Origin of the sequence: Nonomuraea sp. JJY05 (genome assembly GCF_043496855.1) — a bacterium.
In the GTDB taxonomy this organism is placed as follows: domain Bacteria; phylum Actinomycetota; class Actinomycetes; order Streptosporangiales; family Streptosporangiaceae; genus Nonomuraea.
Genome location: NZ_JBIEIS010000096.1, coordinates 1 through 15,278, shown reverse-complemented (window position 1 = coordinate 15,278; position 15,278 = coordinate 1). Strand labels below are relative to the sequence as shown.

Here is a 15,278-nt window from a genome sequence, read left to right as displayed (position 1 = left end):
CGCCGGGTGGATGCCGTAAGCACTGGCCTCGGCGGCCTCTCGCTCGTCGAGCTCCACCTCGGCGAACACCTCTGCGCCGCGCACCCAGGCCCGCTTGAGACCCTGGAACGCCGGACCATAGCCATATCCGGTGCTGGCCAGCGTCTCGTAGTGGCCGGATACGTCCACCGCCTGTGCTCCGGCGGGCGGCCACTGCTCGCCCGCAGGACTTGGCGTGCTGCCTGCGGCAGTGAGGGTTCCTGTGGCGTGGCGTGTCCAGGGGCGCCGGCCGGCACGGGCGTGCACCGCCACCTCACGCCGTCCATCCTCGTCAGCGGCCGACACGGCCACCTGGAGCTGGACCGGCTCGTCGGCGTCGATGACCAGCGGGGCCTCAAGCGTCAGCTCCTCCACCGCCGGACAGCCGACCTCGTCACCCGCCCGCACCACCAGCTCCACGAACCCGGTGCCGGGAAAGACCACGGTCTGTCCTACTCCGTGATCGGCGAGCCAGGGGTGCGTGGCGGTCGAGATCCGGCCGGTCAGCACCAGCCCGCCCTGATCGGGCAACTCCACCGCGGCGGCGAGCAGAGGGTGGTCCACCTGGCCCTGACCCAGCCCACTCGCATCCGACAGCCCCGCCACGGCGGATTCCAGCCAGTAACGCCGGTGCTGGAACGCATACGTGGGCAGCTCAGCGGCCACGCTGGTGCCGGGCAAGAGTTGCTGCCAGTCCACCTCGACGCCGGCGGTGAATGCCTCGCCCACGGACCGCACGAACCGGTCGGGGCCGCCCTCGCCGCGGCGCAGCGATCCCACCGCGACCCCCGATGTGCCGGTGGCGTCCAGGATGTCCTGCACCGCCATCGTCAGCACCGGATGCGGGCTCACCTCGATGAAGGCGGTGCGGCCATCGGCCAGCAACGCCCGTACCGCGCCCTGGAAGTCCACCGGGTGTCGCGCGTTGGAGAACCAGTACTCCGCTCCCAGCTCCGAGCCCGCCAGGGCTCCGCCCGTCACCGTCGAATACACCGGCACGCGGCCCGGTCCGGGCTCGATCGGGCCCAGCATCTCCAGCAGTTGCTCGCGCAGCGGCTCGACCATCTGCGAATGCGACGCGACCGTGGTCGCGATCACTCGCGCCCGCACTCCCTCACCGCGCAGACGCTCCACGAGCTCTTCCAGCGCCTGGGTCGGTCCGGCCACCGCGCAGGAGGCAGGCCCGTTGTCCGCGCTCACCTCCAACCCGCCGTCCCACGAAGCGATACGTTCGCGTACGGTCTCGGCGGGCAGCCCGACCGCGGCGATCGCGCCCCGTCCCCACAGCTCGGCGGCGAACAACCGGCTGCGCAGCACGACCACCCGCACCGCGTCGGCCAGCGACAACACCCCGGCCACGCAGGCCGCGGCCACCTCACCTTGCGAGTGGCCCACGACGGCGGTCGGGCGGACGCCGACCGACTCCCACAACGCCGCCAGGGCCACCCCGACCGCGAACGCCATCGGCTGCAACACCTCGATGGACTCCAGCCCCGCCCCATCGGCGTCGGCCAGCACCTGGGCCGGATCCCAGTCCACCCACCGCCGGATCTCGGTGAAGCACTCCTCCAGCCGGGCGGCGAACACCGGCGACGCCTGCGCCAGCTCCACCCCCATCCCGGCCCACTGCGCCCCCTGACCGGGGAACACCAGCACCGCCTCCCGCCGACCCGACGCCGTACCCGACACCACCGCGGGATCGGACTCACCGGCCGCCAAAGCACGCAGCCCGCCCAGCAACTCCTCCCGATCCGCACCCACCACCACGGCACGGTCCTCGAAGGCAGCACGGGCACGCACCAGCGACAGCCCGACACCCTCCGCCGGCACCTCCGGCCGGGCATCCACATACTCGGCCAACCGCGACGCCTGAGCGCGCAACGCCTCCTCACCACGCCCCGACACCACCCACGGCACCACACCCGACAGCACCGGAGCGTCCCCGGGCGCGTCCTGCCGCGGCTGCGACTCCACCGCCTGCTCCACGATCACGTGCGCGTTCGTCCCGCTCACCCCGAACGACGACACACCCGCCCGCCGCGGCCGGCCATCCGGCACCGGCCACTCCCGCGCCTGCTCCAGCAGCCTGACCTGACCCCGCTCCCAATCGACATGAGTCGTAGGAGCGGACACATGCAACGTTCGGGGCAACCACCCATGTCGCATCGCCAGCACCATCTTGATCACACCGGCCACGCCCGCGGCGGCCTGCGTGTGACCGATGTTCGACTTCACCGACCCCAGCCACAGCGGCTGCGCCGGGTCACGATCCCGCCCATAAGTGGCCAGCAGCGCGTGCGCCTCGATCGGGTCGCCGAGCGCGGTCCCGGTCCCGTGCGCCTCGACCGCGTCCACCTCGGCGGCCGGCACACCGGCATTGGCCAGCGCCTGGCGGATCACCCGCTCCTGCGAGGGACCGTTGGGCGCGGTCAGACCGTTGCTGGCCCCGTCCTGATTGACCGCCGACCCGCGGATCACTCCCAGCACCCGATGGCCGGCAGCCACCGCGTCGGACAACCGCTCCAGCAGCAGCACGCCCACGCCCTCGGAGAAGCCGGTGCCGTCGGCGTCGGTGCTGAAGGCCTTGCAGCGGCCGTCGGCGGCGATGACGCGCTGGCGGCTGAAGGCGGTGTACGTTCCCGGCGCGGACATCACGGTGACCCCGCCCGCGAGCACCAGCGGGCTCTCGCCGGTGCGCAGCGACTGGCAGGCCAGGTGGATGGCCACGAGCGACGCCGAGCAGGCGGTGTCCACCGTGACAGCGGGACCCTCAAGGCCCAGCGTGTACGCGACCCGGCCGGCGACGACGCTCGGCGCGGCGCCGGTGACGAGGTAGCCCTCCACGTCGGCGGGTGCCTGGTGCAGCCGGGGGCCGTAGTCCTGCGGTTCGGCGCCGATGAAGACGCCGGTCCGGCTCCGGTGCAGGGTCTGGGGGTTGATGCCGGCCCGCTCGACGGCCTCCCAGCAGGTCTCCAGGATCAGCCGCTGCTGCGGGTCCATCGCCACGGCCTCGCGCGGGCTGATCCCGAAGAAGGCCGCGTCGAACTCCGCGGCGTCGTGCAGGAAGTGGCCCACCCGCGCATAGGTGGTGTTGCCGGCGTCGGGATCGTCGTCGAAGAGCCGGTCGAGGTCCCATCCCCGGTCGGTCGGGAACCCGGTCACCGTCTCCCGGCCCTCGGTGATCAGTTCCCACAGCTCCTCGGGCGTGGCCACGCCGCCGGGGTAGCGGCAGGCCATGCCGACGATCGCGATGGGCTCGTCGGAGCCGACGGCGGCCGTGATCTCGGCGGCTCGCCGTTCCCCGAGCCCGAGCACCTCGGTGAGCAGGTAGTCGGCGAGAGCGGCCGGCGTCGGGTAGTCGAAGGCGACGCCGATCGGCAGCTCGGCGCCGAGCTCGGCGGCGAGCCGGTCGTGCAGTTCGACCGCCGCGAGAGAGTCGAGCCCCATGTCCTTGAAGGTCTGCTCGGGGGAGACCGCCTCCAGCAGCCCGGGCAGTACGGCGCTCATCACGTCGAGCGTCGTCCGGCTCACCAGTTCGATCAGGGACGTCCGGCGTTCCGCCATGGAGAGGTCCGCCAGTCGAAGTGTGAAGGCCGTCGCTCGTCCGGCCCTCGTCGTCGGGGTGCCGCTGGCTTCGAATTCGCTGTTTCCGGACTGGCTCATCTGTTTGACTCTCCATATGAACCGCAGTGATCCTGTCCGCGGCGGTTGAGCCGGGACAGCCGACGATGGATACCTGCAGGGCAGGCAGGTGGTGCTACTCGTACATGCGGACGAAAAGGACGTGGGACGAGGAGACGACCCTGTCGCCGCGCATGACGACCTCGGTGGGGGCCGGGCGGCCCAGGAACATGAGCAGGCTGGCCGTCATGCCGTAGGCCCCCGCGTTCGGGATGGTCACCACGTCCCCGGGGCGGAGCTCGGGTACGGAGACGTTGCGGCCGAGGATGTCGCCCGGGGTGCAGAGGGGGCCGACGAGGCTGGCCCGCTCCACGGGCTCGGCGGACTCGAACTGGATGGAGACCGGCAGCAGCCGCCCGAGCCCGGACATGCCGCCCAGCGTGTTGATCCCGGCGTCCAGGATGATGAACCTGCCGCCGCGGCTCTCCTTGACGTTGGTGACGGTGCACACGAGCCGGCCGCAGTCACCGACGAGGTAGCGCCCGGATTCGCAGGCGACCTGGGGGCCGCCGTTGTGCCAGCCCGGGAAGTGCGAGTCGAGGATCTCCTCCAGCGCCGCGCGGAGCCCGCCGTAGATGGGGCGTTCGCCGGGGGAGAGGTAGGGGGAGGCGAAGCCGCCGCCGATGTCCAGCAGCTCCGGCTCCAGGCCCGTCGAGTCGCGGACCTCCGCCGCCGCGGTGATGGTGTGCTTGAACTCGGCGATCAGGGATTCCTCGTCCTTGGCGTTGCTCAGCGAGAACAGGTGCATCCCCGACAGCCGGGTGCCGCGCACCGAGCGGAGCTCCGGCATGAGCTCGGGCAGCGTCTCGCTGTCGAAGCCGAACTGGGAGGGCGCCCCCGTCATGCGGATGCTGGTGGTGGCTCCGGAGGCGGTGCTGTTCACCCGCAGGAGACAGTCGGCGACCGTGTCCTGCTCCCACGCGGCCTGCCCGACCCGGCGCAGGTCGTTGACCGATTCGACGGAGAAACGGCGGACGCCGGCCTCCAGCGCCGCCTCCACCTCCTCGGTCGTCTTGCCGGGGCCGGTGTAGAGGATGTCGAGCGGGTCGAAGCCCGCCAGCAGAGCCGCGGCGAGCTCGCCCGTGGAGCTGATCTCGGCCTTGCACGCGGAACCGCCGCTCTCCCGCAGCGCCTCGGCGATCTCCGGGTGGGGATTGGCCTTGAACGAGAAATAGACGACCGTCCCCTCGGGCAGGGAAGCGCGCAGGTCGTCATAGGCCGCGACGGCACGTTCGAGGTCGTAGACGTACAGCGGCGATCCGTAGCGGGCGGCGAGCTCGGCGTCGCTCTTCACGATGTCGGTGGCGTCGTTCAAGATTTCTCTCCTTGGGCAAGGGCACGAAAAGCGGGGACCCAAGTCAGGCCAGGCTCGCGAGGAATTCGAGCAGCACCTTCCGGAAGAGCTCCGGCTCCTCCAGGTGCGGCGAATGGCTGGAATCCTCGAAGACCTTTCCACGGGCCCCGGGAATGAGCTCGAGAAAAGGCCGGACCGACTCCTGGGTCACCTCGTCGTGGCGGCCCGATATCACCAACGTGGGCACGTCGATGGCGGGCAGGAGGTCCATGACGCCCCAGTCCTTCAGGCTGCCGATCACGTGGAATTCGCACGGCCCGTTCATGGCGTGATAGACGGTCGGATTGCTGAGCGTGTCCATGAACGTGGCCTTGAATTCGCGTGGCCACGGCCGCGTGCGGATCACGTGCCGGTTGTAGAAGACCATCATCGCGTCGAAGTATTCGCGGGTGTCCGTCGTCCCGGCCGCCTCGTGGGCGAGCAGCGTCTCGTTGATCCCGCTCGGCAGCAGGTCGCGCAGGATCTTCAGCTCTTTCCGCCACTCCGGGTAGGAGGCCGGCGAGTTCGCGATGACCAGGCCGCGCAGCCCGGACGGCCGCTCCGACGCGTGTTTGGCGGCCAGCAGGCCGCCCCAGGAATGCCCGAAGAGAACGTAGTCGCCGGCGATGCCCAGCCGGTTCAGCAGATTGCCCAGCTCGGCGTCGAACAACTCCGGCGTCCAGAATCCCGGATCCGCGTCGTCGAGATGCGTGGAACCGCCGTTGCCGAGCTGGTCGTAATGGACGACCGGCCATCCGGCGTCGGCGAGCTCCGCCAGCGGGAGCAAATAGTCATGGGTGCCGCCGGGCCCTCCGTGCAGGGCCACGACCGCCGGTTTCCCTTTTCCCGGTGTGCCGGTCACCCGGTACCAGGTCATGTGGTCGCCGAACGGCAGGGTTCCCCTGGCGCTGGGGGCTCGGGCCAAGTCAACCACCTCATCACGCTCGGCGCGGAGACGGCTCCCCACGCCCTGGGCCATTCATCGAAATGCCGCCCAATGCGCAGGTGAGCGGCCCTGCCGACGCTAGGTGACGGCCGATCGAGGGCGGACCCCTATCCGACCCGTGCGTATCCCCTATAGGGCGGGATTCCGCTCCCCGGACCCGCCGCGAAGCCCCGGCATCCGTATACCGTTCCGTTGCGAACATTCACCCCGAATGGCGACTCCCGGCCGCGGCGTCGCTTTTCCGAGCCCGAGTGAACGCAAAATCAGAGCCGAGGACAATCTGATGAAGCACCTGCTGTTGCGCCTTTCCGAACTCGACGCCCACGCGGGTGACGAGCTCAGGGTGATCAGCTTCTTCGACGTGCTCCTGCAGAACGGGACCGATCTGGATCGGCTTCTGCTGGAGGCCGCGCGGCTCGCGGAATGCCCCGTAGGGGTGAGCGTTCCCCATCTGGGGGTGTATCGGCGGGTGAGCGCCGACGGCGGCTCGACCGGCGGGCCCGCCGATCCGGGCGCCAGGAGGCACGGGCTCGTGAACGGCGGCGAGGTGTGGATCGAGCGGCGCGGCCGCGAATACCCGATCGACGCCATGCTCGTCGAACGGTTCGCCATCGCCTGCGCCGCCGTCCTGGGCAGGAGGGAGCCCGCCCCGGCCTTCGGCGACCCTGCGCTCGTCGAACTCGTCCTCGGCTCGGCCGCCGACGAGGCCGCACGCTCCCGGGCACTGAAGCTGCTCGGGCTCAGGCCGGACCGTTCCGTGCAGGTGTTCGCCGTCGCCGGTGACGCCTCCGGGCTCGGCGGCAGGGTGGCCCGCCTCGGGCACGTGTACGGGGTCATCGTCTCCGGCCCGCCCTGGCCCGACGCTCTCGCGAGCACGAGTTCGGCGGTCGGGGTGAGCCCGCGCGTGCCGTCCGCGAGCGCCGGGCAGGCCTGGCACATGGCGCGTACGGCACTGCGCTTCGCCGGCCCGGGGGAGTTGTGGGGCAGGGTCGTGCACTGGGACCGGCTGGGCGGCTTCGCCCTCCTCGCCGAGCACCTGCCGCACGAGGCCATCGGCGGATCCCCGGATGTCGCCGCACTGGACCGCCTGGCGGAAGGGGCCAACGGCGACTCCGTCCTGGCGACGCTGGACGTCTTCGCGGCCAGCGACTCCATCCGCCAGACCGCCTCCCGGCTCTACATCCACCGCAGCTCCGTCGCCGCCCGGCTGGCCCGGGCCGAGAGCGAGCTCGGCTTCCCGGTGCAGCCGGCCGAAGGCCGCGCCCGCCTGACCCTCGCACTCACGTTGCGACGGCTCGGCGAGAACCCCAGTACGGCGGGAGCCCCCAGGGGGGCCTGAGGGGTGATCTAGGGGTCGGTGCCTCTCACGTGGCTGATTACTGTCTCGTGAGAGTCGATGGGGCTCTGGCGGACCTGCTCACGACACCCACCTGTGAGCGGTAGGGCGCGTTGCGCGCCGCCGACCCTTGTACCTGCCGGAAGGATGCTGTATGCGCGTCGTTGTCACCCAACTCGCGGCCAGCGCTCATCTCAACCTCGTGGTGCCGCTCGGCTGGGCGCTCAAGGCCGCAGGCCACGACGTCGTGATCGCGGCTCAACCCGACATCATGCCCCTGGTGCAGCAGACGGGACTGACCGGCGTCGCCGTCGGCGACGAGGCGAGATACGCCGAGCGCGTCGCGGCGATGGCACCCGAGGAGACCATCTACGGATCCGGGTACTCCATCACGGAGATCCGGCCCGAGGTCCTCACCTACGAATACGTACGCGACTGCCTCGCGGCCTTCGCCTCCCCGATGGCGCTGGACGTGAACACCGACGAGTCCGTCTACGACGGCATGGTCGCCTTCTGCCGCTCATGGCGCCCTGACCTGGTCATCTGGGACAGCATGACGTTCACCGGACCGGTGGCGGCGGCCGCCTGCGGCGCCGCGCACGCCCGGACGACCATCGGCCGCGACCACTGGGGCCGCCTGCGCGAGCTGTTCCTGCGCCTGCGCGCCGAACGCCCGCAGGCCGCGGGCGAGGACCCGGTACGCGACTGGCTGACCGCCAAGCTGGAGAAGTACGGCTGCGAATACGACGACGACCTCGTCCTCGGCCAGACGACGATCGACTCGCTCCCGTCCTGGCTGCGCATGCCGGCGGAGTACGACTACCTGCCCGTGCGTTACGTGGCGTACAACGGCCCCGGCACCATCCCCGACTGGCTGCGACCGGAGCCGGAGCGGCCGCGGGTCTGCGTCACCCTGGGCAACTCCTACCAGGAGGTGTGGGCCGGCCGCGCGAAGCTGGGCTATCCCGACCTGTTCGAGGCTGTCGCCGACCTGGACATCGAGGTGGTCGCCCTGCTGGGCCCCGCTTCCGTCCCCGAGGGGGCCACGGTCCCCGACAACGTACGGATCCCCGGGTTCGTGCCGCTGGACCCGCTGCTCAAGAGCTGCTCGGCGATCGTCCACCACGCCGGGACCGGCAGCACCCTGACAGCGCTGCTCAACGGCGTCCCGCAGCTCATCATCCCGCACGCGCTGCACGACGAGGACCAGGTCGCGGACGCCATCGAAGCGCACGGCGTGGGCGTGCACCTTCCGCCGGACCGGTTCTCGGCCGACACCCTCCGCACCGAACTGCAGCGGATCCTGAACGATTCCACCTTCACCGAGCGCGCACAGAAGACCAGCCAGGAGATACGGGAGACCCCCACCCCGCACGACCTGGTCAAGGACCTGGAAGAGCTCGTGCTCCGCCACCGGAGGACAGCCGGCTAGACCGCGCCGGCTCACGTCCGTCCCGTTCCGCCTCACTACCTCAAGGCTGGTTGAGAATCCCATGGCCACTGATGACAAGTTCCGGGACTACCTCAAGCGTGCTACCGCCGACCTTCAGCGCACCCGCCGGCGGCTGCGCGAGGTCGAGGCGAAGGATCGTGAGCCGATCGCGATCGTGGCGATGAGCTGCCGCTACCCCGGCGGGGTGAACTCGCCGGAGGACCTGTGGAACATGCTGGTGGAGGCCCGCTCGGGGATCACCTCCTTCCCCGATGACCGGGGCTGGGACCTCGAGACGCTCTACGACGAGGACCACAACGCCAGCGGCACGACGTACGCGCGTGACGGCGGTTTCCTCGAAGGGGCGGGCGACTTCGACGCCGGCTTCTTCGGGATCAGCCCGCGCGAGGCCCTGGTGATGGACCCGCAGCAGCGGCACGTGCTGGAGGTCGCCTGGGAGGCGCTGGAACGGGCCGCGATCGACCCCGGCACGCTGCGCGGCACCCCCACCGGCGTCTTCGTGGGCGGGACGCAGACCGGCTACGTCTCGGGACTCGGGCCGTTCCCCGAGGGCGTCGAGGGGTACGTGCAGACCGGCAACACCAGCTCCGTCATCTCCGGCCGGGTGGCCTACAGCATGGGCCTGGAGGGACCCGCCGTCACGGTGGACACCGCCTGCTCCTCCTCGCTCGTCGCCATCCACCTGGCCTGCCAGTCGCTGCGCAGCGGGGAGAGCACGCTCGCGCTCGCGGGCGGCGTGACCGTGATGCCGACCCCCGAGCTGATGGTGGACTTCAGCCGGCAGCAGGGGCTGGCCCGCGACGGCAGGTGCAAGGCCTTCTCCGACGACGCCGACGGCACGGTCTTCGCCGAGGGCGTCGGCATGCTGCTGCTCGAGCGCCTCTCCGACGCGCGGGCCAACGGCCACCAGGTCCTGGCGGTCATCCGGGGCACGGCCGTCAACCAGGACGGGGCCAGCAACGGCCTGACCGCGCCCAACGGCCCCTCGCAGGAGCGGGTGATCCGCCAGGCGCTGACCAACGCCGGAGTGACGGCCGCCGAGGTGGACGTGGTCGAGGCGCATGGGACGGGAACCACACTCGGCGACCCGATCGAGGCCCAGGCGCTGCTGGCCACTTATGGGCGGGATCGTGACCCGGCGCAGCCGCTGTGGCTGGGGTCGGTGAAGTCGAACATCGGTCACACGCAGGCCGCCGCGGGCGTGGCCGGTGTGATCAAGATGGTCATGGCCACCCGCGAGGGACTCCTGCCCCAGACCCTGTACGTGTCCGCCCCCTCCACTCATGTCGATTGGGAGGAGGGTCAGGTCAGGCTGCTGGAGCAGGCGCGGGAGTGGCCGGAGCCGGATGGCCGGCCGCGGCGGGCGGGTGTGTCGTCGTTCGGGGTGAGCGGGACGAACGCGCACGTGATCGTGGAGCAGGCTCCCGAGCCGCAGTCGGGCATGGCCGGAGGCGCTCCGGTGTTGTCGGGTGTGGTGCCGTGGGTGGTGTCGGGGCGTGGTGAGGAGGCGTTGCGCGCTCAGGCGTCGCGGTTGGCCGAGTATGTGGATGCCCGGCCGGAGGTGCCGGCGGAGGGTGTCGGGTTGTCGCTGGTGCGTGCCCGTGCTGCTTTCGAGGACCGTGCCGTGGTGGTGGGTGCGGATCGGGAGGAGTTGCTGGGCGGGCTGCGTGCTTTGGCGGCCGGTGAGTCTGATCCCGCGGTGGTGTCGGGTACGGCGTCGGGTCGGCGGGAGGCGGTGCTGGTGTTCCCCGGTCAGGGGGCGCAGTGGGCCGGGATGGGGGTGGAGCTGGCGCAGGCGTCGCCGGTGTTCGCCGCCCGGCTGACCGAATGCGGGCAGGCGCTGAGCGAGTTCGTCGACTGGGACCTGCTCGACGTACTGCGCGGTGAGGACGGAGCTCCGACCCTGGACCGGGTGGACGTCGTCCAGCCCGCCACCTGGGCGGTCATGGTTTCCCTGGCGGCATTGTGGGAGTCGGTGGGGGTCCGTCCGGCCGCGGTGATCGGGCATTCGCAGGGCGAGGTGGCCGCGGCGTGCGTGGCGGGGGCGCTGTCGCTGCGCGACGCCGCCCGCGTGGTCGCCCAGCGCGGCAAGGTCATCCGCAGGGAGCTCGCCGGGACGGGTGGCATGCTGGCCGTGCTGCTGCCGTACGAGGAGCTGGTGCGGCGGCTCGAACCGTGGAGCGACCGGCTCTCGGTAGCCGCCGTGAACGGCCCCTCCTCCGTCGTCGTGTCCGGCGGCGCCGCCGACCTGGACGAGTTCTTCGCGGCGCTCACCGGTGAGGGCGTGCAGGCGCGGAAGATCGCGGTGGACTACGCCTCGCACTCCGCCCAGGTGGAACGGCTCCGCGAGACCGTCCTCGCCGAACTGGCCGGGCTCGAACCTCGCTCCGCCGACGTGCCCTTCTACTCCACGGTCGCGGCGGAGCCGCTGGACACCGCGCGGCTGGGGGCCGACTACTGGTACACCAACCTGCGCCAGCGCGTGCGCTTCGAGGACGCCGTACGGGTCGCGGTTCGCGACGGCCACGATTTCTTCCTCGAGGTGAGCCCGCATCCGGTGCTGTCGATGGCGGTGCAGGACATCCTGGACGCCACCAGTTCATCCGGGGTCGCGGTGGGATCGCTGCGCCGCGGCGAGGGCGGTCCGGGGCGGTTCGTGCGTTCGGCGGGCGAGGCGTTCGCGGCCGGGGTCGGGGTGGACTGGGAACGACTCCTGCCTGGCACCAGCGTGGCCGCTGAGCTGCCCACGTATGCGTTCCAGCACCGGCGTTACTGGCTGGAGTCCGCCGTGGCTGGGGTGCCGGATGCCGGTGGGCTGGGCCTGGCCCGGGTGGATCACGCGCTGCTCGGGGCGGCGGTGGAGTTGCCCGATCAGGGCGGGCTGGTGCTGACCGGCCGGATCTCGACCGCCACGCACCCCTGGCTCGCCGATCACGGAGTGGGGGAGACCGTGGTCTTCCCCGGCACCGGGTTCGTGGAGCTGGTGGTGCGGGCGGGTGACGAGGTCGGCTGTCCGGTGGTGGAGGAGCTGACGCTTGAGGCCCCGCTGGTCATCGACGCCGACGAGCCGGTCCAGCTCCAGGTGGCCGTGTCGGCCGCTGACGGTGAGGACGGGCGGCGTGAGGTGGCGGTGCACGCCCGCACCGGCCGGCGCCCCTGGACACGCCACGCCGCCGGCATCCTGTCCGCGACGAGCAGCGCGGCCGGTTCCGCCGATGAGCAGTGGCCGCCGGCGGGGGCGCAGCCGGTGGACGTGTCCGGCCACTACGAGGCGTTGGCTCGTGCCGGGTACGGCTATGGTCCGGCGTTCCAGGGTCTCAAGCGGGCCTGGGTGCGCGGCGCAGAGGTGTTCGCCGAGGTGGAGCTCGACGAGCGAGAGGCCGCCGAGGCCAGTGCTTACGGCATCCACCCGGCGCTGCTGGACGCCGCCCTGCATGCCACCGGCCTCATCGAGCAGGCCGAGGGTGTCGCGCTGCCGTTCGCCTGGAACGGAGTGGAGCTTCTCGCTTCCGGCGCCCAACGCGTGCGTGTCCACGCCCGGCCCACCGACGACGGCGCCACCGGCATCCACATCGCCGACACCACCGGCGCGCCGGTAGCCGTCATCACAAGCCTGATCTCACGCCCGCTTCCGACTGGCGGACTGTCGTCGCGTCCGCAGGCTGGACATGATGCGCTGCATCGGGTGGCGTGGGTGCCGCTGCCGGGTGAGCCTGCCGGCGCTGGGGATGTGGCGGTGGTGGGTGAGCGGTGGCCTGGCCTGGCTGCGGCCGTCGAGTCCGCTGGTGGTGGTGTCGAAGAGTACGTGGATGCGGCGGCGTTGGGTGCTGCGGTCGCGTCCGGGCAGGCTGTTCCCGCCGCCGTGGTGATGCGGGTGCTTCGCCGGGACGGGCGTGGGCCGCTGGAGGGGTTGCGGTCGGAGCTGGACCGGGTCGTGGACGTGCTGAGCGGGTGGCTGGCCGATGAGCGGCTGACCGAGACCCGGTTGGTGCTGGTCACCAGCGGCGCGGTGACGACCGGCTCCGAGACCGGCAGCGCGGTGACGACCGGCTCCGAGACCGGCAGCGCGGTGACGACCGGCTCCGAGACCGGCAGCGCCGATGGCGGACGCAGCTTGGCGACCGGCATCAACGCCGGTGCCGATGGCGGCGCCACTCGCGCCTCCTCCCTGAACGCCTCCGATGTGGATGGCGCTTTGGTCGGTGCGGCGGTGTCGGGGCTGGTGCGCTCTGCCCAGGCGGAAAACCCTGGCCGGATCCTGCTGGTCGACCTTGATGAGGCGGCCGAGTCGCTCGCCACGCTGGCCGGCCTGCCGGCGGTGGAGGACGAGCCGCAGCTGGCGGTGCGGGCCGGCCAGGTCCTGGTGCCTCGTCTGGCGCGGGCGGATACTTCCGGTGACCTGGTGGTGCCCGAAGGGGCCGGCGGGTGGCGGCTGGACTGCCCGGCCAAGGGATCGCTGGAGGAGCTGGCGTTGGTCCCGGCGCCGGAAGCCGACCGGGAACTGGCCGCCGGCGAAGTACGCGTGGATGTCCGGGCGGCCGGGTTGAACTTCCGGGATGTGGTCGTGGCGCTGGGCATGGTGCCCGAGCAGGGGGAGCCGATCGGCGGCGAGTTCGCCGGTGTCGTGTCCGAGGTGGGGCCCGGCGTGGCAGGGGTGCGGGTCGGCGATCGGGTGATGGGGCTGGGTGAGGCCGCGTTCGGTCCTCGGGTGGTGGTCGATCAGCGCCTGGTGGCGGGGCTGCCGTCGGGCTGGTCGTTCGCTCAGGGTGCCGGGGTGACGGTGGCGTTCGCGACCGCCTGGTACGGGCTGGTCGACCTGGCCGGGCTCACCCGCGGCGAGCGCGTGCTGATCCACTCCGGCGCGGGCGGGGTCGGCATGGCCGCCATCCAGATCGCCCGCCACCTGGGCGCGGAGGTGTTCGCCACCGCCTCGCCCGGCAAGCAGCACCTGCTGCGCGCCCTGGGCGTGCCCGACGACCACATCGCCTCCTCCCGCGACCTCGACTTCGCCGACGCCTTCGCCTCCATCACGGGTGGCGAAGGGATGGACGTGGTGCTCAACTCGCTGGCCGGGCCGTTCACCGACGCCTCCCTCGACCTGCTCGCCCCGGGCGGGCGGTTCATCGAGATGGGCAAGACCGACCGCCGCGACCCGGCCGACGTCGCGGGAACCCACCCCCACGTGCGCTACCGCAGCTTCGACCTGATGGACGCCGGGCACGAGCGGATCGGCCAGATGCTGGGCGAGCTGCTGGACCTGTTCGCCTCCCAGGAGTTGGCAGGTCTGCCGGTGCGGTGCTGGCCGGTGCAGCAGGCCCGCCAAGCGTTTAGGCACATGGCCCAGGCCCGCCACATCGGCAAGATCGTTCTGACCATGCCGCGCAGCCTGGATCCGGACGGGACAGTGCTGATCACGGGTGGCACCGGCGGTCTGGGTGCGATCCTGGCCCGTCACCTGGCCGGCGAGCGCCAGGTCGGGCGTCTGCTGCTGGCTTCCCGCCGGGGAGACCAGGCCCCGGACGCCGACCAGCTCCGGGCTGACCTGGAGGCGGCGGGCGCGACGGTCGAGATCGCCGCCTGCGATCTGTCCGATCCCGGGCAGGTGGCTGCCCTGCTCGACCGCATCCCTGCCGAGCATCCGCTCACGGCGGTCTTCCACACGGCCGGAGTGCTGGACGACGGCGTGGTCACCTCGCTCACCCCGGACAAGATCGACGGGGTGCTGCGGCCGAAGGCGGACGCCGCCTGGCATCTGCACCAGGCCACCCAGCAACTGGACCTGGCCGCGTTCGTGCTCTACTCCTCCTCGGCAGCCACGCTGGACAGTGCTGGGCAGGGTAACTACTCGGCGGCCAACGCCTTCCTGGATGCGTTGGCGATCCACCGCCACACCAGCGGCCTGCCCGCCCAATCCCTCGCCTGGGGATTGTGGGCGCCGGAAACGGGTGGCATGACGAACCAGTTGGCGGAACTCGATCTGGAGAGGTTGTCCCGTTCCGGGTTCACCGCCATGGGCGCAAGCGAGGGCATGCAACTCCTGGACGTCGCCCTGACGATGCCGGAGCCCTTCCTCGTACCTCTGCCCATCAACACCCGCACTCTCAGCAACCGTCCCGACGGCGTTCCGGCGATCCTGCGTGGGCTGGCTCGCACGCCCGCGCGTCGTGCCGCCCGCACCGAGTCTGTCTCCGGTGGGGGGTCGGCGCTGGAACGGCGGCTGGCGGGGCTGCCGGCGGTCGAGCAGGAGCACGTGCTGGTGTCGCTGGTCTGCGCGGAAGCGGCGGCGGTTTTGGGGCATGCCTCCGGTGAGGCGATCCAGGCGGGCCGCCCGTTCAAGGATCTGGGTTTCGATTCCCTGACCTCTGTGGAGTTGCGTAACCGGCTGAGCCGGGCGGCCGGGATGAAGCTGCCCGCGACCCTGGTCTTCGACCACCCCACTCCGACCGCGCTGGCAGCGCATCTGCTGCGGCGGGTCACCGGCAGCGGCGCGGCCAGCCAGGCCGAGCCGGTG

At 71.5% G+C, this 15,278-nt stretch carries 6 protein-coding genes; 3 read left to right on the top strand and 3 right to left on the bottom strand.

Annotation, left to right across the window (positions count from 1 at the left end):
- From ACFKCF_RS60985 to ACFKCF_RS60975, 3 genes are all read right to left on the bottom strand, one after another.
- Window positions 1–3,582 (bottom strand): type I polyketide synthase (locus tag ACFKCF_RS60985; protein WP_394506591.1); only part of this gene is annotated, 3,582 nt, incomplete at its 3' end.
- Window positions 3,583–3,775: 193 nt separating this feature from the next.
- Window positions 3,776–5,014 (bottom strand): type III PLP-dependent enzyme, encoded by a 1,239-nt coding sequence (locus ACFKCF_RS60980; RefSeq protein WP_394506590.1) that lies wholly within the window; start codon window positions 5,012–5,014, stop codon window positions 3,776–3,778.
- A 43-nt stretch (window positions 5,015–5,057) separates the two neighbouring features.
- Window positions 5,058–5,966: a proline iminopeptidase-family hydrolase gene (locus ACFKCF_RS60975; protein ID WP_394506588.1), complete on the bottom strand. Its 909-nt coding sequence runs from the start codon at window positions 5,964–5,966 to the stop codon at window positions 5,058–5,060.
- Between the two features lie 295 nt (window positions 5,967–6,261).
- Between ACFKCF_RS60975 and ACFKCF_RS60970 the strand changes: the two genes are divergently transcribed.
- From ACFKCF_RS60970 to ACFKCF_RS60960, 3 genes are all read left to right on the top strand, one after another.
- A complete protein-coding gene (locus ACFKCF_RS60970; RefSeq protein ID WP_394506587.1) occupies window positions 6,262–7,317 on the top strand; it encodes a helix-turn-helix domain-containing protein in 1,056 nt (351 codons plus the stop codon).
- A gap of 151 nt (window positions 7,318–7,468) precedes the next feature.
- The gene (locus ACFKCF_RS60965; RefSeq protein WP_394506585.1) at window positions 7,469–8,746 is read left to right on the top strand and encodes an activator-dependent family glycosyltransferase; all 1,278 of its coding nucleotides are present in this window, start codon (window positions 7,469–7,471) and stop codon (window positions 8,744–8,746) included.
- A 61-nt stretch (window positions 8,747–8,807) separates the two neighbouring features.
- Window positions 8,808–15,278 (top strand): SDR family NAD(P)-dependent oxidoreductase (locus ACFKCF_RS60960; RefSeq protein ID WP_394506583.1); only part of this gene is annotated, 6,471 nt, incomplete at its 3' end.

Bases quoted from the DNA above. Each gene is read 5' to 3' on its own strand.
- ACFKCF_RS60970 (WP_394506587.1), top strand. From the start codon at position 6,262: ATGAAGCACCTGCTGTTGCGCCTTTCCGAACTCGACGCCCACGCGGGT.
- ACFKCF_RS60965 (WP_394506585.1), top strand. From the start codon at position 7,469: ATGCGCGTCGTTGTCACCCAACTCGCGGCCAGCGCTCATCTCAACCTC.